The organism is Williamsia sp. D3 (genome assembly GCF_000506245.1).
In the GTDB taxonomy this organism is placed as follows: Bacteria; Actinomycetota; Actinomycetes; order Mycobacteriales; family Mycobacteriaceae; genus Williamsia; species Williamsia muralis.
The window spans coordinates 71,304-90,896 of the sequence record NZ_AYTE01000045.1 but is presented as its reverse complement, the minus strand read 5'-3'; the positions used below and the strand labels follow the sequence as shown (position 1 = coordinate 90,896).

Here is a 19,593-nt window from a genome sequence, read left to right as displayed (position 1 = left end):
GGTCGGACAGCCGTCCGCACCCGCAGTGCCCGCTCACACCCTGACCACAACGCCTGTAACGAAAGCCGGTTCACACTCATGAGATTGACAGTGGGTTACCTCTACACCGACACCGGCGATGACGGGGTGAACCTCGCCATCGCCATCGCTCGTGCCACCGGGGCTGCGATCGACCTCGTATGCGTGGTGCGTGAAACCGAGCCGGATGGTTCACCGGGTCGGACAAGCTACCAAGAGGCACTGGTCCGGAAAGCACAGCAGTGGCTCGACGAGGTGGTCGAGGACATCCCAGACGGCATTGATGTGAAGACGCACACCCCGGTCGCCGAATCGTTCCCCCAATGTCTCATCGAGTTCGCTCTCGAGACCAAGGCAGCGATGATCGTGGTGGGCGGCACGAGCGACGGCATCCTGGGCAAACACACCCTCGGAACCATCTCGTCGGCTCTGACCCACGCCTCACCTGTACCGGTCGCCCTGGCGCCCCGCGGATACAGCCGCGTCGACATCCCCACCATCGACACGCTGACGGTGGCCGTGCCGACTGCCGAATCGAAAGACAATCCACTCCCGTTTGCCCTCGGCCTCGCGCGGGAAGGCGGATTGAATCTCCGCCTCCTGTCGCTGGTCTCCCACGACGGCTACGCCGGTACCGACGACGGCTCATCCGAGGTTCGCGCCCGCCACGTCGCCGCGGCGCAGGCCAACCTCAGGCTCGCCGAAGAAAGTTGTGGTGGAGCCGTCGGCATCGAATCGCTTGTCGCCGACGGCGACACGGTCGAGGAAGCGCTCGATGAATTGCGCTGGGGACCGGGAGATGTCGTGGTGATCGGATCAGGACGGCTCGCTCCCCCACGCCGGGCTTTCCTGGGTTCCATGTCGGCCCGCATCCTGAGGAACACCGATGCGCCGATCATCGTCGTACCCAAGGATTTCACGCCCTGACCATCCCCAAAGATGTGCTGTTTCGGCGGGCGCGACCTGCTGTTTTGTTCGCCAAAAGGGCACATCTTCGGGCTGGCAGGGCGGGTCAGGAGTCGAAGCCGAGGCCCAGCGCATCCATGGTCTTGAGCCACAGGCCCCGCCGGCCCTGATTGCGGTCGGCACGCGCGAACTCATGGCGGGTGACGGTGACCCCGAACCACCGCAGCGGCTCCGGCGGGAAGGGCAGCGGCTTTTTCTTCACCATCTTCAGCCGGGTTCGTTCGGTGTCCTTGCCGTCGACGAGGTCTAGCGCGGTGCGCGCCCCGAAGTGTGAGGCCCCGACACCGAGCCCGGTGAAACCGAGTACGGATACCACCTTGCCGCCCATGCTCACATCCCAGAAGTTGCTGAACCGCGAGCAGGTGTCGATCACACCTCCCCAGGCGTGGCTGGCCTTGATCCCTTCCAGCTGCGGGAACACCTGCAACAGATGTTCGGCCAACAGGGCGAATTCCGCCGGGCGCTGGGCATGCCGGGGATCGGTGTCCGAACCGTAGTGGTAGATCGCATCCCAGCCGCCGAACAGGATGCGGTTGTCGGCGGTGAGCCGGAAATAGTGGAAACGGTTGCCCGAGTCGGCAAGTCCCTGACGGCCCGTCCAGCCGATGGCCGCGAGCTGCGCATCGGTGAGCGGTTCGGTCATGATCGCGTAGTCCCACACCGGCACCATCAGATGACCGAGCTTGCGGCGCAGCGGTTTTGATGCTGCTGTCGCCAGTATCACCTTGGCGGCATCAACCGTGCCGTAGCCCGTCTGCAGGTGCACACGATCACCCACCGAACGGAGATCGGTGACCTCGCTGTGTTCGTACACGCGGACACCGAGGCGTTCGGCTGCCGCGGCCAGACCCCAGGCGAGGCGCGCAGGATCGATCAGGATCACGTCGGGGTCGTACACCGCCCCGTGCGCCATCGGGCTCGATATGTGGCGGGCGAGCTCGTCGGCATCGAGGAACCGCAACGGCTGGTCGAGGAATCGACCCTGGCGCGCAACCTCTTTCAGGTCGTCCACCTGCCACTGGAAATTGGCGATGTCGAGCTCACCGTTGCGCTCTGCGTCGGCGTCGATGCCAAGGCGCCGCATCGCCGCCTCGATCTCATCGAGTGTCTCCACACCCATTCGGAGCAGCTCGGGCAACTCATCGGCGTAGCGGTCCAGTCCGTTCACCAGGCCGTGGGTCAGACTGGCCGAACAGAACCCGCCGTTGCGTCCAGACGCTCCTTCGGCGATCCGCGCGCCCTCGAGCAGGATGACCGACCGCGCAGGATCTGCCTCGGCCGCCTGCACCGCTGCCCACAGACCGGTGAACCCACCGCCGACGATCACCAGGTCTGCAGTGGCCGATCCTGTCAGCCGCCCCCGGGCAATCGGGCGTTCGGGCCGGTCGAGCCAGAAGGGCGCCGGCGCCGCCTCGGCGACCACGGCCGTTCCGCGGGCGGTGGGCGAGGATGCCCACGCCGCGGACTTCTCTACTGCGGCAGGGTGAAAACTGTTCGGTGCCATGGCTTTTGCGATACTCCTGTGATGTCGCTCATCACGTGTTTGATGGTGAGGTACTCGTCCAGCGAGTAGGTGGACATGTCCTTGCCGAATCCGGACGCACCGACTCCGCCGTGCGGCATCTCGCTGATGATCGGAATGTGGTCGTTGATCCAGACGCACCCGGCCCGGATCTCGCGGGAGGCACGCTGAGCGCGGTACAGATCACGGGTCCATGCCGATGCGGCCAATCCGTACACGGTGTCGTTGGCGCGGCGCAGTGCATCGTCATCGTCGTCGAAAGCGCTGACGGTCAGTACGGGTCCGAAGACCTCGTCTCGGTACACCTTGGCATCCTCGGGTACGTCGGCGAGCAGGGTCGGCGGATAGAAGGCCCCTGGGCCCTCTGGAACGGTGCCGCCGGTGACCACCCTGATGCCACCGTCGCGGGCGCGATCCACCATCGCCGACACCTTGTCGCGATGGGCAGCCGAGATGAGTGGGCCCATATCGGTCGCCGGATCGGTGGGATCACCCATCCTCACGGCCGACATCAACTCGGCCACACCGGCCACGAAGTCGTCGTACAGGGGTCGAGCCACGATGGCTCGCGTGGCGGCGGTGCAGTCCTGGCCGGAGTTGATCAACGCCCCGGCGACCGCGCCGTGGATGGCTGCCTCGAGGTCGGCGTCGTCGAACACCACCAGTGGTGCCTTGCCCCCGAGTTCCAACTGCACCCGGGTGCCGTGAACCGCTGCCTGAGCCATCACCTGACGGCCGACCCCGGTCGATCCGGTGAAGGTGACCACGTCGACGCCGGCATGTCCGGCGATGGCGGCACCCACCTCCGCGCCGGTACCGGTCAACACGTTGAACACCCCGTCGGGCAGTCCGGCCTCCGAGGCCAGACGGGCCAACGTCAACGTGGTCAGGGGCGTGAGTTCGGCGGGCTTGAGGACCACGGTGCATCCGGCGGCCAATGCAGGCATGACTTTCCAGACCGCCATCTGCAACGGATAGTTCCACGGCGTGATGGACCCGACCACACCGACGGGTTCGCGCCGGATGGATGAGGTGTGCTCACCGGAGTACTCCGCCGTCGCCTTCCCTTCCAGGTTGCGGGCCAGACCCGCAAAGAAGGTGGTGTTGTCGACACATCCGGGCACGTCGAACTCGGTGGCGAGCCGAATGGGCTTTCCGGTGTGACTGACCTCTTCGGCCGCGAGGGCGTCGCCGGCGGCCGACATGGCGGATGCGAGCTCGGCCAGCACCGCACCACGATGCGCCGGTGTCGCGGACGCCCAGTCCCGCAGCGCATCTCGTGCGACGTCCACCGCGGTGTCCACGTCCTGCGCCGAGGCGAGGGACGTGCGGGCGACAGCCTTACCGGTGGCCGGATCGATGACGTCGTGCGTGGGCCCTGCGCCGACGAGCTCGGCACCACCCACCCAGCCGGCGGCAAACGACGATGTCTTGGTCATGAAGGTCCTCGCACATGCGTGGTCGATTGGTCAGCGGTGCCTGCCACCTTACTGACCGATTGCGAATTCCGCGACCGTATTGCCTTTTGAACGACCAATTCGCCCGTTGTTGTTGCAGTCCGCTACGAAATCCGTAACCATGGCAATGCGAAGATCGAACCAGGATGCGCATCGAGAAGAATCGGGACCATGACCGATCAGCAACCGATAGCCCTAGACGACATCTCCAAGCAGATCATCGAGGAGCTGCAGGCCGATGGCCGACGTTCCTATGCCTCGGTCGGCAAGGCGGTGGGACTGTCGGAGGCTGCGGTGCGCAACCGGGTTCAGCGACTCAGCGATGCCGGGGTATTGCAGATCGTGGCGGTCACCGATCCCATGCAGGTGGGGTTCGCCCGCCAGGCGATGATCGGGATCCGTTGCACCGGAGACACTGCCGAGTTGGCTGATGCACTGGCAACCATCGAGGAGATCGATTACGTCGTGCTCACGGCCGGCTCTTTCGACATCGTCATCGAAGTGGTGTGCGAGGACGACGAGCATCTGCTGGACGTGCTGAACAAGAAGGTCCGATCGCAGCCTGGTGTGACCGGGACCGAGACCCTGGTCTACCTGAAATTGGTGAAACAACAATACAATTGGGGTACGCGATGACCGCTCTCGACACCGAGACAACAAGCCTGGGCACCCGCTCGGCCCGCCACCTGTGGGGACATTTCTCCCGGCACGGCGACCAGACCATCCCTCCCGTGATCACCCGCGGCGAAGGGGCACGGATCTTCGATGATCGCGGGCAAAGCTATCTCGACGGCCTCTCGGGCCTGTTCGTGGTGCAGGCCGGGCACGGACGTGACGAGCTCGCCGACGCCGCCGCAAGACAGGCAAAGGAACTGGCCTTCTTCCCCTTGTGGTCGTACGCCACGCCACCAGCGATCGAACTGGCCGAGCGCCTCGCGGGATACGCCCCCGGCGACCTGAACCGGGTGTTCTTCACCACCGGCGGCGGCGAGGCTGTCGAAAGTGCATGGAAGCTGGCCAAGCAGTACTTCAAGCTCAAAGGCAAACCCGGAAAACACAAGGTGATCTCGCGGGCGATCGCCTACCACGGCACACCGCAGGGAGCGCTCGCGATCACCGGCATCCCGGCACTCAAAGAGGCCTTCGAGCCTTTGACACCCGGTGCGTTCCGCGTGCCCAACACCAACATCTACCGCGCGACCGAGCACGGCGACGACCCGAAGGCGTTCGGCAGGTGGGCGGCCGACCGGATCGCCGAAGCCATCGAGTTCGAGGGCCCCGACACCGTCGCGGCGGTCTTCCTGGAGCCGGTACAGAACGCCGGCGGCTGTTTTCCGCCCCACCCGGCTATTTCCAGCGGGTCCGCGAGATCTGCGACGAGTACGACGTTCTGCTGGTGTCGGACGAGGTGATCTGTGCCTTCGGGCGGATCGGTTCCATGTTCGCCTGCAGCGACTTCGACTACATCCCCGACATGATCACGTGCGCCAAGGGGATGACGTCGGGCTACTCCCCGATCGGCGCGATGATCGCCTCGGATCGGTTGTTCGAACCCTTCAACGACAACTCGACCTCGTTCGCTCACGGATACACCTTTGGCGGACATCCGGTTTCGGCGGCCGTTGCGTTGGCGAACCTCGACATCTTCGAGCGCGAAGGCCTCAACGACAGGGTGCGGGACCTCGCGCCGGCGTTCCGCTCGACCCTGGAACGGCTGAACGATCTGCCCATCGTCGGGGATGTACGTGGCGAGGGCTACTTCTACGGGATCGAATTGGTCAAGGACAAGACGACCAAGGAAACGTTCACTCCCGACGAGTCCGAACGTGTCCTGCGCGGCTTCCTCTCCACGGCACTGTTCGACGCGGGCCTCTACTGCCGGGCCGACGATCGCGGCGACCCGGTTGTCCAACTCGCGCCACCGCTGATCTGCGGACAGGCCGAATTCGACGAGATCGAGCAGATCCTGCGTTCGGTTCTGACCGAGGCGTACAGCAAGATCTGACCTGCGCCGAGGCCTGGTCCGGTGACCCCTCCCGGACCAGGCTTCGGCGGCGGTCGCCGAGCCCCGACTTTCACTCAGCCTGAGCCGAACCCTGTCCCGCGGCGGCATGCTCGGACAGACTCGACGATATGACTGCCATCGCCGAATCGCGTTCCACCACCGTCAGTTCCATCGCGGTCCCGCGCACTGCCCTGTCGGTGACCAAACTCGGCGAGCACCTCGGCGCGCGGGTTGACGGCGTGCGGTTGTCGGCAGACCTCGATGCGGCCACCGTCGAGGCCATCCGCTCGGTGATCGCCACTCACAAGGCCGTGATCTTCACCGGCCAGCACCACCTCGACGACGACGCGCAGTACGCATTCGCATCCGTCCTGGGCAGCCCCACCAAGGCGCACCCCACCGTGCTGTCCCGCGGTGAGGACCTTCTGCCGCTCGAAGGGGCCGCGAACTCCTGGCACACCGATGTGACATTCGTCGACCGAATCCCGAAGATCTCGGTCCTGCGTTCCATCCATCGACCGAGCTACGGCGGCGCGACGATGTGGGCATCGACCGTCGCCGCCTACGCTGCACTCCCCGTTCCGTTGCGCGCACTTGCCGACCGGTTGCGGGCTGTGCACTCGAACGACTACGACTACGCCGAACACCTCACGGTCGGCGACAGTTCCGATCCCGAGTACCGAGCAGAGTTCGGGAAGACCATCTACCGAACAGAGCACCCTGTGGTTCGCGTTCATCCCGAGACCGGGGAGCGCGCACTCACTCTCGGGCACTTCGTCCAGTCATTCACCGGCTTCAAAACCTCGGAAACAGCAGACCTACTCAGGCTCTTTCAGGCCAGAATCGAACGGCCCGACAATACATTCCGGTGGAATTGGAATGAAGGCGATGTTGCCATCTGGGACAATCGATCCACCCAGCATTACGGCGTCGCTGACTTCGGTGATCAATACCGTCGGGTCAACCGGGTCACCCTTGCCGGGGACATCCCGGTGGGCGTGCACCGCGATCGGTCGACGATCATCACCGGTGATGCCTCGGATTACTCCGTTGTCGAAACCCCCAGCCCGCTGATCGGCTGGGAACCGGCCAGCAACGCGAGTATTCGCGGGTACGCAGATCTTCCGGCGAATTAATCCTGGGCGCGCCGAAAGGCGCCGGTCTTCGCACGTCACCTGGGCATTTTCGGGCACGGTAAAAGAAAAAGCGCGTTCGTCCGGGGCCAGATAGTGATTACTGCTTAGTATTGCCGTGATGACAACGGCACACTCTCGATTACTTCGCCTGTTCGCCGCGATCACCACGGCGATATTTGCAGCGGCCCCAGCCATTATTGCCGCGCCACACGCCGGCGCGGCGCCAGGCGACGGCGGCATCGTGTCGGCCGCTCCCACCCTGAGCCTCGATTCACTGGGCGCAGGAGAAGATCTCGCCTTTCCCGGCCAGCAGGGTTCGACAACGGTGACAATTCCTGTGCCCGAAGGGCTGACGCCGACAGATATCCGAGCCACAGTTCAGCTGCCGCCGAATGCGCAGGGCGCCACCCTGACCGTCGTCCAAGACGGCGAGACACTGTCATCCATCGACGTGCCGTCAGCCGACCGGACGCCGGTCACGATCGGGTTGCGCGGCGCCGAGGTCATCGACAACGCAGTCATCGTCACCATTCGCAGTTTTGTTGTGCCACCGGCAGGTTTCTGTGTCTTCGACGAGACCGATCAGCTCATGCTTCTCACGCCGTCGGTGGTCTTCTCCGGAACCGAGATCGCGCCCACCGTCGTCGCGGACTTCCTGCCACCGATCCTCCAGCGACTGACCATCGCGACCCCCGCAACACCGACGCAGGCAGAATCCAACGCGGCCGTCGCGCTGGCATCTGCTGTGGTCGGCTATTACGGCGAGCAACCCATCGACGTCGTGATGGAGACACTTCCGGAAGGTCAGTCCGCGCTCACCACACCATCCACGGCGTTCGAGAGGCAGGTTGCCGTCATCGAACGCCCCGACAGCGCGGTGACCCTCCTCGGAACCGTGGGAGTGCCGGCGCTGTTGCTCAGTGGTCCGGCCACAGACCTGACCAATCAGACGCGGTTGTTGACCAGCGACATGTCGCGGCTGGCGGTCAGTTCGAAGGCAGTCGCCGGGCCGTTGCGCGCGAGCCCGCAACTGCCGCCCGATGCGACCACGCTGCGTGACCTGGGTGACCCGGGTGCCAGCGCCACCGCCCTCACCGATCCCGAGGTCTCGATCGGCCTCGATCAGACACGCCTCGGCCGGCCCACCGGCGACATCAAGGTCAACCTCAAGGGGTCGTACACGCCGCTTCCGCCGAACTATGGCGGCCAGGTGGTGGTCTCGGTCGGTGATGAGGTCGTCACCCGATGGGCCACCGAGCCCAGCGGGACCATCGACAAGATGATCACCATCCCCGACCGGCTACTCCAGCGTTTCACCGACCTCAACGTGGCCGTGGACGCCGCCGGTGACACCGGGGCATGTGGTGAGGCCAGCCCAATCACGCTCGACATCAGTGGCGACAGCCCGGTTCAGAGCAGTCCGGCCACACCGCCGGTGCCGCCTGGGTTCCAGTCGGTGCCGCAGACGTTGATGCCCGAACTCCAAATCGGTCTGACAGTCGGGTCTTTCGCCGACACCGCCCGTGCCGTGTCCATCATCGAGGGTGTTCAGCGACTCAGCGCGGTACCGCTGGGAACAAGTGTGGTGCCGCTCGAGACCGCGACAGCCTCGAAGCTCCCGGCCATCCTGATCGCCGCCGACAACTGGGACGATCCCACCATCGACCTGCCGGTCAGCAAGTCCGGCAACAACCCCATAGATTTCGCCGGGGTCGACGGAAACGGCGACGAGACGACACTGACACTCGACCCGGCGGTGAACTTCGGCTCGTTGCAGACCGTCGTCGACGGTGAGCGGACAGTCCTGGTGGCCACCTCGACCGGTGCCCCCGGCCAGCTCGACGCGTTGCTGGGATGGCTGGGTGCAGATCGGGATCGCTGGGTCCGACTCAACGGCAACGCCCTTGTGGCGGTTCCCGACCGCGACCCCGTTGCGCTGACCGTCGACATCGGCTCCACGTCGAACACCTCCGACACCGAAGACAACCGTTCACTGATCCGATGGATCGGGGCGGGTGTTCTCGTGGCGATCGCGATAGTTGTCGCCATCGTCGTGATCCGCAGTCGCCGGCGCGAACCGGGAAGCTGATCTGTGGCGGCGTCGTCCGGATCGATCTTCTCGCGGTGGCACCCCGCATCGCGAATCGCGTTGCGATGGGCCATCATTCTCGCCGCAACGTTCATCGCCTTCTACTCGACGTGGCGCAACATCTCCGAAGAGGCCTACTCGGGTAGTTTGATCGGCTACGTCTTCTCGGTGCCGTGGCTGGCGTTGCTGGCGGCGCAGGGCGTGGCCCGGCGCCGTACCGGCGAGTTGCCGATTCACGACCGGCAGACGGACGTGATCGTCGGGTTCATGGGGCTGGTACTGGCACTGCTCATCAAAGGCGTTCTGCTGCGCCGATACTCGGACGACTTCAGCCTTCTCCATCTCGATCTGCTCGCGATGTGGATCTTCCTCATCAGCGCCAGCATCATGCTGTTCGGTCTTCGGCCGGTCACCCGATTCGCGTGGGTATGGCTCCTCCTGCTCATGATGTTCCCGCTGCCCTACCGGATCATGGTGATCACTCTTGGCGGCGGCCGTCAGATCGCCGGGCTGGTCGCCCTCGGACTCGCTGCGTTCGCGACCGCCATCGCCGTCGGACGCACCTGGCAACGCGCGGTGACCGGCGCGGCGTTGACGTTTGCGGTCGGTGGGGCAATCCTGCTGGTACTCATCGAGTTCTATCCCAATGCGCCGGTGATGGTGTACCAGCAGACCCCCACACTGACCGCAACGGTGGTGGTCAGCCTCGGTCTCTACTTCTACTCACGCCGGGGAGAGAAGAAACGTCCACTCGAACGGTCGATCAACCCGTTGACCGCCGGCGAGGTGTGGCGATCGGTGCCGGTGGTCGCGGTCATCGCGATCCTTCTGGCCCTGATCACGCTTCCCGTTCCCAGCCTTCCCCCGGTACGCCAGGTGGACGGCCTTCCGTTCCGTACGCCGCTCATCTCCCCTCCGCAATGGCAGACGACGAGCACCGTCGAATATCGGTGGGTCAAGAGGTTCTTCGGCACCAACTCGGTCCTGATCAGGCAGCGAATGCTCGCAGAAGAGGGGAACTTCGAGTGGGACAAGCTGTCCCGCCCGCGGGAGGTGGTGGTCGACAGCGTCACCAGCCGGCGGCCGATCTCGTTCACCATCTACCCCGACAACGTCCTCTACGACATGTCGCAGACCCGCTCCAGTGCAGGACGTGAGGTCAACCTCGGTAACGGGATCATCGGGCGGATGTACGCGGTGGTCGACGACAAGCTGCTCGTCACCTGGACCAAGCTCACCTGGACCTGGGAAAACGGCGGCGCCGCACAGCGGGTGACCGTACTCACCGTCGACAACCACGAGGCGAATGCGCCATTTCCCGAGCCCGCCAACGCACTGGTCAGCAACCTCAACACGGTCTTCACCGTGCTGCTCCGCGGCAATTCCGTGGTGACCAACAACGACCCTGTGTTCAAGGACGAGGGGCTGCTCACCGAGTTCGGTAGAGACCTGGTCGAGGCGCAGCTCGCGCCGCTCAAGAAGCAGGTACCCGCATGACGGGGCCACCGGAGCACCCCACGGGGCCCTCGGTTCCCGGTGAACTGAGCGAGGAGTTCAAGGCCGCGGCGTTGCACGATGCCATCGAGGGGCTCCGTGAGGCCGATCCGCTCAGATCGGCGTCGATCGCAGTTCTGGGATGGCAGAAGAACTTCCTGATCGGGCTCCTCGTGGTGGTTGTCGGGTTCGCCGTCTGGCAACCCATTCCGACAGCAACTGCCCTGATCGGTGTCTGCACCCTCGGTTACGTCTGGTCGATGATCGACAGGCTGCTGCTGTTCCGGCGCGGGCTGGCATCGGGCCCGATCAACATCAGCGACGAACGGGCACGGGCCATCCCCGACGCCGACCTCCCGCTGTACACCATCCTGGTACCCGCCTACAACGAACCAGAGGTGGTTGCCGATCTCATCGGCGCGATGGCCGCGCTCGAGTACCCGTCGGACAAGTTGCAGGTCCTGTTGTTGCTCGAGGCCGATGACGACGTCACGATCTCGGCGGCCGAGGGGTGTCAGGACGTCGAGATGATCACCATCGTGCTGGTCCCGGCGGCCGACCCCCGAACCAAACCGAAGGCCTGCAACTACGGTCTGCACCTGGCAACCGGTGAGATCGTCACCATCTATGACGCCGAGGACCTGCCCGATCCCCTTCAGCTCCGGCGCGTGGTGGCAGCCTTTGCCTCAGAAGATGATTCGGTGGCGTGCGTCCAGGCCAAACTCGCGTTCCACAACGGCAGGCAGAACATGCTCACCGGGTGGTTCACCGCCGAGTACGGACTGTGGTTCGGATACCTGTTGCCGGGCCTGATGCGCAGCAAGGCCCCGATCCCGTTGGGCGGCACGTCCAATCATCTCCGGCGCTCGGTACTCCGTGAGATCGGTGCGTGGGACCCGTTCAACGTCACCGAAGACGCCGACCTCGGTGTCCGCATCGCCGAGACCGGCTACCGCACCGCCGTCATCGATTCGGTGACTCTGGAAGAGGCCAACAGCGATCCCATCAACTGGGTCCGCCAGCGATCACGGTGGTACAAGGGCTATCTGCAGACCTGGCTGGTGCATGTCCGACGACCGGTAGGCCTGTGGCGGGCGATCGGTACCGTGAGTTTCATCCGGTTCACCTTGCTGTTGGCCGGCACACCCGTCATCGCCTGCCTCAATCTCGTCTTCTGGTTGATCACCGTCTCGTGGTTTCTCGGCCAGCCCGCGGTCATCGGCGAAGTCTTCCCCTGGTACATCTATTTCCCCGCGCTGGTGTCGCTGATCTTCGGCAACGGCGCCACCATCTACATGAACCTGATCGCGCTGCGCGAAGACGATCGTCCCGATCTGCTGTTACCTGCCCTGACCGTGCCGCTCTACTGGGTGATGATGAGTGTGGCCTCGGCAAAAGGGTGTTACCAGCTGATCCGCAATCCCTCGTACTGGGAGAAGACCTTCCATGGGTTGTCCGCGAAGCCGGACAGCGACTCCGGTGTCGGACAAACAGATGCGGCGACAGTCGCGCCGAAGAACGGACCGAACCAGGTTCCCCTGGATGCGGCGGGCGGCAATGTCTGATCGCGGACTCGGCCGGACCATCTACTTCGTGAGTCTCGCCGTCTACGTGGTGGTCGGCTACGTACTGTGCGTGCGTGAAGGATTCATCATCGGCGACTCGCTGTCCCGGGTGTCTGCGGCACAAACCGTTCTGTTCAGTCGCGATCCGCACGTCGCGGCCATCGGTTTCGTCTTCACACCTCTGACCTCGCTGATCCAGTTGCCCGCAGTGGCATTCAGCCCACTGTGGGCACCGTTGACCGAACGAGCCTTTTCCGGGGTGCTCATGTCGGCGGCCTTCATGTCCGGTGCCGCGGTACAGATCTTCGCAACTGCCGCGGACCGTGGACTGCCGCGGTCGTTCGCCTTGATCGTCACCGCACTGTTCGCGTTCAACCCCATGATCGTCTTCTACGGGTCGAACGGTATGAGCGAGGCGCCATTTGTGTTCTTCGTGTGCTGGGCGGTGCGCCGGCTGATCGCCTGGACCACAGACGACGACGTACACCACCTCGCGGCTGCCGGCATCTCGCTGGGTCTGGGTTACCTCACCCGTTATGACGCCGTCGCCGCCATCGCCTGTGCCTCGCTGCTCGTCGCAGCGACCACGGCCATCCGCGCCTCGCCGCGCCTGCGATGGCGACGAGCCCTGCTGGACGGCGGATTGGTCGCCGCACCGGGCTTTTTCGCCTTCATCGGCTGGGCTGCGAGCAGCTGGCTCATCACGGGCCAGGCGTTTGCCCAGTTCAGTTCTCAGTACGGCAACTCGGCAATTCTCCAGCAGTCCGAAGGCGGTGGAACCGATTTCGTGCCCGGTGTCGAGTTCGCGGTGGTGTCCACTGTGCTCCTGGCACCGACGCTGATCCCGCTGGCCCTCGCTGCCGGAATCGCCGGATGGTGGCGTGGCGACTGGGCTCCGCTGCTGGTGCCGATCGTGTTGTTCGGTAGCGTTCTGGGCTTCCAGGGGTACAGCTATGCCAGTGGATCGACCTTTGGTTTCCTGCGGTTCTACATCGTCGCGATCCCGTTGGCCGCCACGCTCGCCATCCTCCTGGTCCCTGCGCGGGCGTGCACGATCACAAAACGGCGGGGCAAATACGCACCGCAACCACCGGAGGCCCGCCGTTCGCCCGCTCGCCACCGGGTGGGAACTGCCCGCACGTGGCCTGGACTCGCAGTGGCCATTGCCTTGGTGGCGATCACCGTACCCGCCTCGGCGTACGGCATGAGTAAACCCAAATATGCCCCGCAGGAGTATGCGCTGGGTGCGGTACTCGACCCGGACCCGGACAACGTCACCGAACGCAAGGCAACCGAACACCGCATTGCGTCAACGTTTTCCACCGAACGGGAGCTGGCGAAGTATCTCGACAGCCTCGACCTGCCCGAGGGCTCGGTGCTGACCGACACCGTCTACGGATTCGCTGTTGTCGCCGCATCTCGAAAGCCCAAGACTTTTGTGGTCCCCTCTGATCTGGATTTCACCGCCTACCTGAACGATCCCAGCAGAAATCAGGTCCGATACCTGTTGTCGGTGCCCAACACCGGTCGCGGCGAGTCCGACGCGGTGAACCTGCGGTATCCGACGCTGTACGAAACCGGCGCCGACATCGCGACTCTGGAGCTCGAGGTACCCAATGACGGTGAGGATCAGCCCGATTGGCGGGTCTACCGGGTTGAGGACGCTCCGACGCTCTAGGGACTCACGCCCGGATCACGGCAAAGATGGGGTCCCCGGGGCCGATGTCGAGCGTGCACTCGCCGAGCCGGGGGTCGGGCACAAACGCCCAGAACAACGCACCGGCGGTGCCCGCTGCCCGTTGGGCGGTGATCTTCCGCGTCAGGTCGTCCGCCCGGCCCTGCAACGGCCCACACGACCCCGCCATCTGGCCCATCTCGGCAACCACCAGCGGTTTGCCGACCAGACCGGCCTGTTGGATCCGTCGCTGCAGTCCGTCGGTCGCCGTTCCCGGCAGCGGCTCACCCCGCGGTCCGTAGTCGTGATAATCGAGTACGTCGATCCCCGGCGATGCAGCGACATACTGGTACTCGTCGCCGCGCGAACCACACTGACCGCCGCCTGCGAGCCCGGCCCAGATGGGCGTGTCCGGGTCGAGTGCACGCAGCCGGGCACCGGCGACATCGAAGAACTTCCGGAGCACTTCGGCCGAACGAGGCGGACAGAGCCGGTTCTGCCACGAACACCGACTGTCGTTGCAATTGCTCGGCTCGGCCTCCCCGACCAATTCCCACCCGGCGAGCGCGCGAGAGTTCCCCCATCGGGCCACCGCCGCATCCAGCCAGGACGCATATGCCATCAGCGAATCGTCTGTCGCGGGATCGTCCCAGCGGTCGGCGAACCACGAGTGATCCTTGAATTCGAAGTCCTCACAGACACCCTCACCCGCCGAGAGCACCGCGACGAGCATCTGGTCGTGGTCGGCAGCCTCCTGGAAGATCTTGTCCAGGCGTCCGAAGTCGATCTCACCGGTGTCCTTGTCCCTGGCGAACGACGAGAAGAGATTGAACCGGGTGACCGCGTTCGGGGGCAGCGAGGCGAAATACTTGTTCAGATCGACCTGAGCGCCACAACCTTCGTTGAGTTGCCAATCGGTACCCAGTTGATAGGCGGCGAAACCGATGGGCCACCACGGTTTTCCGTCCAAGGTCATTCCGCGGGCAGTTGCGGTCACCCTCGACTGCTCGACGGACGAACTCTGTTCTGGTTCGGACGATCCGCACCCGGCCGTCCCGATGACCACTGCGAGGACAACGGCAATCGCCGCCAGACACAGCCGGCCGGGCAGGCGCGTCCCGGGGACGGTGCTCTCGGCGGGGGTCACTCAGCGAATCGTACTCGGATAAACGACATTTCGACGACCATTACCGCTCGCAAACCACCGGGTCGGTTGAATACGGACACTGTCGACAGGCAGCACACCCGGTCTGCGGACCCGGGTACCCTGCAGGCGATGATCCGACCGATGACGCGTGCCGCAGCCCTGGCGACCGTGGTGATGCTGACGTCTCTCTCGCTCGGCGCCGCGAGGTGACCGCTGCGCCGATCCAGGGCACACCGACCGCAGGTGCGCCGGCACCCGAGACCATCACCGACAGCTGCCCGTACAGGACGCTGCCGATTCCTCCTGTCGACGAATCCGAGGTGGTTCCGCCGGGCTCATCCTCACCTGCACCTCTGCCCGTGCCCAGCCCACCGGTCGGTGGTGAAGCACTCGGTGGATGTGGCGTGGTCACAGCACCGAATGCGGCTCCCCCACCCGCCGGACTCACCGCCGCAGGTTGGCTGATCGCCGATCTGACCGCAGGCAAGGTACTGGCGGCCAAAGACCCTCACGGTCGGTACCGTCCCGCCAGCACCATCAAGGTCCTGCTGATCCTGGTGGTCCTCGACGAGTTGGATCTCGACGACACGGTCACCGGAACGCAGGAGGACGACGAGGTGGAGGGCGATGCTGCCGGTGTCGGGCCGGGTGGCGTCTACACGGTGCGTGAACTCCTGGCAGGTCTGATGATGGTGTCCGGCAACGACTGCGCCAACGCCCTGGCCCGCGCTCTCGGCGGCCCCGAGGAGACAGTCGACAGGATGAACGAGAAAGCCCGCGAGCTGGGCGCCCTGGACACACGCGCGGCGTCGGCCTCCGGTCTGGACGGTCCCGGGATGAGCAGCTCCCCGTACGACGAGGCGCTCATCTTCGCCGAGGCCCTGAAGAACGACGACTTCGTGGAGATCTCGCAGCAGACGCAGATGAGGTTTCCCGGCTACCCAGGGATGCCGACGCCCACCCCCACCGACCAGGGCGTCGACGGCGCGGTCACCGAGACCACCACACAGTCGACTCCTGCCGGGGATCCCGGGATCGACCTCTACAACATGAACCAGCTGCTGTACGACTATCCCGGCACCGTGGCAGGCAAGACGGGCTACACCGACGATGCCCGAAAGACCTTCGTGGGCGCGGCGGAGCGGGACGGACGCACCATCCTCGTCGTCCAGATGTACGGCCTCAACGACTCCTATGGATCGTTCTGGCGACAGGCCGAGGCGATGCTCGATTATGGGTTCGCTCAGTCACCGGATCTGTTCGTCGGCTCACTCACCGACGATCCCGCATCGCCGAGTTCGGTGGAGTACTCCGGTGGCACCGACGAAGACGTGGCCAGGTCCCCATCCGTGCAGGATTCGGGCCGGTCGTCATGGACGGCCCGGATCACCATCGGGCTTGTCGGAGCACTGGTTGTCATCGGGCTGGTCTACGCCGGGGCACGGGTGAACAAGCGGCGCTGACACCTCGGCCCGGTTGCGATCAGAACGCGCGGGGTAATGCTGCGGCATGCGCATCGCCATCACCGGAGCCAGCGGCAACCTGGGCACGGCACTCCTGTCCGAGCTTGCCGGGTCCGGACATGACCTGATCGGGATCGCGCGACGGATTCCCCGGTCGGTGCCGCCGTATGACAGCGCCCGATGGCTCGCGATAGACGTCGGTGGCCGGGATGCGGTCCGGCAACTGACTGCGGCGTTCGAAGGGGTCGATGTTGTTGTCCACCTGGCGTGGCAATTCCAGCCGTCGCATCGAGTGGGCCAATTGCGTGCGACCGGAGTGCAAGGCACCGGCAATGTGCTCGCCGCCTCCGCGGCCGCCGGCATCGGCCACCTGGTGCACATGTCGTCGGGCGCGGTGTACAGCGGCGTCGACGATCATCGCGCTGTCGATGAATCGTGGTCGCGATCAGGCGTCAAGGAGTCGGTCTACAGCATCGGCAAGGTCGACGCGGAACGGTCGATCGACGAGTGGGAGCAGACGCATCCGAACACGCCGCCCGTTGCCAGACTTCGACCCGGCTTCATCGGCCAAGGAGGAATCGGCGCCGAACTGCTCCGTTACGCCCTCCCCGGTTACTTCCCCGCTGGTCTGCTCAAGATGCTCCCGATAGTGCCCCTGGATCGCTCGTTGACCATCCCCGCGGTCCATGCCCGCGACGTTGCCGTGGCGATCGGCACCATCATCGATCGACGCGCTGGCGGCGCCTTCAACCTCGCCGCCGATCCGCCGGTGACCGCGGCCGACATCGCCACAGCGCTGGGCGCCCGTCTGGTTCACGTTCCGAAGCCGGTGGTCGCCGGCGCGGTTGCCTGTCGTGGCGGCTGCACGTGCAACCGGTGGACCGGGGCTGGATCGAGTTGGCCTACCAGGTACCCCTTCTCGATTGCACCCGAGCACGGCAGGAACTCGACTGGGCTCCCAGGTTCAGCGGAACAGAGACCATCGAACAATCAGTGGATGCCGTGCTCGAATCCGAGGACGGGGCGAGCCCCCCACTGCGACGCCGCAACCTCATCGGCGAAGTGGGCAAGGTACTCAGCGGCCGTGGCGTGGCCACCCGCGACAAGGCCTGAGCGAGAAGCTCATCCGGCCCGCGTCAGCGTCCCGACCCCGGCCGGGCCAAGAACTTGTGCGCTGCCGCTTTCGCGACGTCCGGCGTCACAGCGTCGACCGCCGCCATCGCCTGCGACATGATGGAGCTCGCCACCACTTTGCGCTTCCCGCTCATCATCGCCTCATAACCTTGGCGCGCTACCTCACCGGCGTCGTCCTTCTTCGCCTGCCCCATCTTCGTGTCGTCCATCTGCGCCCGATGGAAAAAGTTGGTACCCGTGGGACCCGGCATCAGTGATGTGACGGTGACCGCGCTGTCACTCAACTCTCCTTGCAGCGCTTCGACAAACGACTGCACAAAGGACTTCGACGCGTTGTACACCGCCTGATACGGCCCCGGCATCGTGGAAGCGATCGACGAGGTGACCAGCAGCTTGCCCTCATTGCGACGCACCATGTCCTCGAGGACGAGTTTGGTCAGATGCACCGTCGATGTCACGTTGAGGTCGATGACCGACATGGTGTCGGGCAACGGGGTGTCGAGGAAGGCGCCGCCCCGCCCGACACCTGCGTTGAGAGCCGCTGCGGCCAAGGGGCGTTCGTCTGCTGCGACAGCTGCGTAGACCTTCGCCACGCCGTCCTCGGTCCGTAGATCGGCGGTGACCGACCGAACGTGAGCACCGGTCTCACCGAGACGCTCGGCGGCGGCGTCGATCTTCTTGCTGTCGGCAGCGATGATGAGGTCGTAACCATCTGCGGCGAACAGTGCCGCGAGTTCGTAGCCGATTCCGCTCGAGGCGCCGGTCACGAGGGCAAGTGGTTTACCGGTTGGTGTGCTGGGCGAATTCGTCATGACGTGTGCGTACCCGATACCGCGTGGTGTCAATCGGTGCGGCGAACCCGGGACACTCTCAGCGTTTGCGTCCCCGTAATGCCGAGATGCCCAGAGCGGTGACAACTCCCGCCCCGATGGCGGCCACGGTGCCTCGCGGGGACAAGCCATCGCGGACGTCTACCCGAGGACTGATGACCACCGGATCGGGAACCCGCGTCGCTTCGAATCTGCGATTGATCGGATCAGTAGCAGCCCACGCCGTGGCGAACAAGATGATCCGTGTGGTGATGAAGGCGAAGACCATGATTCCCAGGATCGGCCCGAAGGTCGCCCCCGCCGGACCCGTCAGGACCGATTTGAGGTAGAACGAGGCCACGAATTTGAAGATCTCGAAGACCACGGCAGTCAGCAGGCCGGCCTTGGCCGCATTCCGGAGCGGCAGTGCCACCCTGGGCAACTTCGCGATGACCCAGGTGAACAGCAACCACGACGCAAGGATCGACAACACATACGACGCCGCCCGGATGCCCACCGACACCCCGGGCAGGTCGTCGGCACTCAACCACTCGAGGATCTTCAGTGTGAGTCCGCTGCTGGACAACGCCGAAAGGGAGAACGTCAGGACAATCGCGAGGAACAGTCCCGCCAGCGCACCGAGGTCGGCCAGCTTGGTCTTCACCATCCCTGCGGACTCCGGCTCGGGTCCCCACTGGACGGTCAGTGCGTTGCGCAGGTTGGCCATCCACCCCAGTCCTGCGTACAGCGCGACCACCAACCCGACGACCCCGATGGTGGTACGTGACTCGATCGCCTGGTCCATCAGATCGGTCAGCTGCTGACTCATGCTGCCGTCCACGGACTCGGCGATCTCGTCCTTCGCCTTGTCCAGGAGGTCGGGGTTGCCCGCGAACACGAAACCCGCGGTGGCGAACCCGATCATCAGCAGAGGGAACAGCGCGAAGACACTGAAATAAGTTGCGCCTGCAGCGAAGAAGTCCCCCTTGCTGTCCTGGTAACGCGTGCCCGCAGCCACCAGGTGATCAAGCCAGGGCCGCTGTGCGCGCTGCCTGTCCAGGAAAGAAGGCTTCTCGGACGCTTTGTCTGTCTCTGGAGTGGACATCGAATCCC

General features: G+C 64.9%; 14 protein-coding genes and 2 pseudogenes. 11 read left to right on the top strand and 5 right to left on the bottom strand.

Annotated elements, in window-relative coordinates:
- Positions 1-78: 78 nt before the first annotated feature.
- Positions 79-945, top strand: coding sequence for a universal stress protein (locus tag W823_RS52490; protein ID WP_023962120.1), 867 nt, complete (start codon positions 79-81; stop codon positions 943-945).
- A gap of 85 nt (positions 946-1,030) precedes the next feature.
- Here W823_RS52490 and W823_RS52485 read toward each other — a convergent pair whose 3' ends face one another.
- Both W823_RS52485 and W823_RS52480 read right to left on the bottom strand, forming a co-directional pair.
- Positions 1,031-2,488, bottom strand: a complete 1,458-nt coding sequence (locus W823_RS52485; RefSeq protein ID WP_023962118.1) for an FAD-binding oxidoreductase — start codon at positions 2,486-2,488, stop codon at positions 1,031-1,033.
- Positions 2,455-3,945 carry a gamma-aminobutyraldehyde dehydrogenase gene (locus tag W823_RS52480; protein WP_023962116.1) on the bottom strand — a complete coding sequence of 497 codons (1,491 nt, stop codon included), beginning with the start codon at positions 3,943-3,945 and terminating at the stop codon, positions 2,455-2,457. Before W823_RS52480 ends, W823_RS52485 begins: the two co-directional genes overlap by 34 nt.
- A gap of 189 nt (positions 3,946-4,134) precedes the next feature.
- On the opposite strand from W823_RS52480, the gene W823_RS52475 reads away from it, so the two are divergent.
- The 7 genes and pseudogenes from W823_RS52475 to W823_RS52445 all read left to right on the top strand — a co-directional run bounded on the left by W823_RS52475 (position 4,135) and on the right by W823_RS52445 (position 13,930).
- Complete coding sequence (locus W823_RS52475) at positions 4,135-4,599, top strand: Lrp/AsnC family transcriptional regulator (protein ID WP_023962114.1); 465 nt, start codon at positions 4,135-4,137, stop codon at positions 4,597-4,599.
- Positions 4,596-5,968: pseudogene (locus W823_RS52470) on the top strand (aspartate aminotransferase family protein). Before W823_RS52475 ends, W823_RS52470 begins: the two are co-directional and overlap by 4 nt.
- Positions 5,969-6,096: 128 nt before the next feature.
- Positions 6,097-7,104, top strand: coding sequence for a TauD/TfdA family dioxygenase (locus tag W823_RS52465; RefSeq protein WP_023962112.1), 1,008 nt, complete (start codon positions 6,097-6,099; stop codon positions 7,102-7,104).
- A 118-nt stretch (positions 7,105-7,222) separates the two neighbouring features.
- Positions 7,223-9,193 (top strand): hypothetical protein, encoded by a 1,971-nt coding sequence (locus W823_RS52460; RefSeq protein WP_023962111.1) that lies wholly within the window; start codon positions 7,223-7,225, stop codon positions 9,191-9,193.
- A gap of 3 nt (positions 9,194-9,196) precedes the next feature.
- Positions 9,197-10,690 carry a hypothetical protein gene (locus tag W823_RS52455; protein ID WP_023962109.1) on the top strand — a complete coding sequence of 498 codons (1,494 nt, stop codon included), beginning with the start codon at positions 9,197-9,199 and terminating at the stop codon, positions 10,688-10,690.
- On the top strand, positions 10,687-12,252 hold the full coding sequence (locus tag W823_RS52450; protein WP_023962107.1) for a glycosyltransferase: 1,566 nt from the start codon (positions 10,687-10,689) through the stop codon (positions 12,250-12,252). The genes W823_RS52455 and W823_RS52450 overlap by 4 nt, the downstream gene beginning before the upstream one ends.
- Positions 12,245-13,930, top strand: a complete 1,686-nt coding sequence (locus W823_RS52445) for a glycosyltransferase family 39 protein (protein ID WP_031333316.1) — start codon at positions 12,245-12,247, stop codon at positions 13,928-13,930. Before W823_RS52450 ends, W823_RS52445 begins: the two co-directional genes overlap by 8 nt.
- Positions 13,931-13,934: 4 nt before the next feature.
- On the opposite strand, the gene W823_RS52440 is transcribed toward W823_RS52445, so the two are convergent.
- Entirely contained in the window at positions 13,935-15,074 is a 1,140-nt protein-coding gene (locus tag W823_RS52440) for a mannan endo-1,4-beta-mannosidase (RefSeq protein WP_023962103.1), read from the bottom strand.
- A gap of 206 nt (positions 15,075-15,280) precedes the next feature.
- On the opposite strand from W823_RS52440, the gene W823_RS52435 reads away from it, so the two are divergent.
- From W823_RS52435 to W823_RS59115, 3 genes and pseudogenes are all read left to right on the top strand, one after another.
- Positions 15,281-16,537 carry a D-alanyl-D-alanine carboxypeptidase family protein gene (locus W823_RS52435; protein ID WP_023962099.1) on the top strand — a complete coding sequence of 419 codons (1,257 nt, stop codon included), beginning with the start codon at positions 15,281-15,283 and terminating at the stop codon, positions 16,535-16,537.
- Positions 16,538-16,583: 46 nt separating this feature from the next.
- Positions 16,584-17,231 (top strand): annotated as a pseudogene (locus W823_RS59750) (NAD-dependent epimerase/dehydratase family protein); the annotation flags it as partial.
- A gap of 173 nt (positions 17,232-17,404) precedes the next feature.
- Positions 17,405-17,650, top strand: coding sequence for a hypothetical protein (locus W823_RS59115; RefSeq protein ID WP_023962092.1), 246 nt, complete (start codon positions 17,405-17,407; stop codon positions 17,648-17,650).
- Between the two features lie 23 nt (positions 17,651-17,673).
- On the opposite strand, the gene W823_RS52425 is transcribed toward W823_RS59115, so the two are convergent.
- Together W823_RS52425 and yhjD are read right to left on the bottom strand one after the other, a co-directional pair.
- Positions 17,674-18,483 (bottom strand): SDR family oxidoreductase, encoded by an 810-nt coding sequence (locus W823_RS52425; RefSeq protein WP_023962090.1) that lies wholly within the window; start codon positions 18,481-18,483, stop codon positions 17,674-17,676.
- 58 nt (positions 18,484-18,541) lie between these two features.
- A complete protein-coding gene (gene yhjD, locus W823_RS52420; RefSeq protein WP_023962088.1) occupies positions 18,542-19,585 on the bottom strand; it encodes an inner membrane protein YhjD in 1,044 nt (347 codons plus the stop codon).
- Positions 19,586-19,593: the final 8 nt, after the last annotated feature.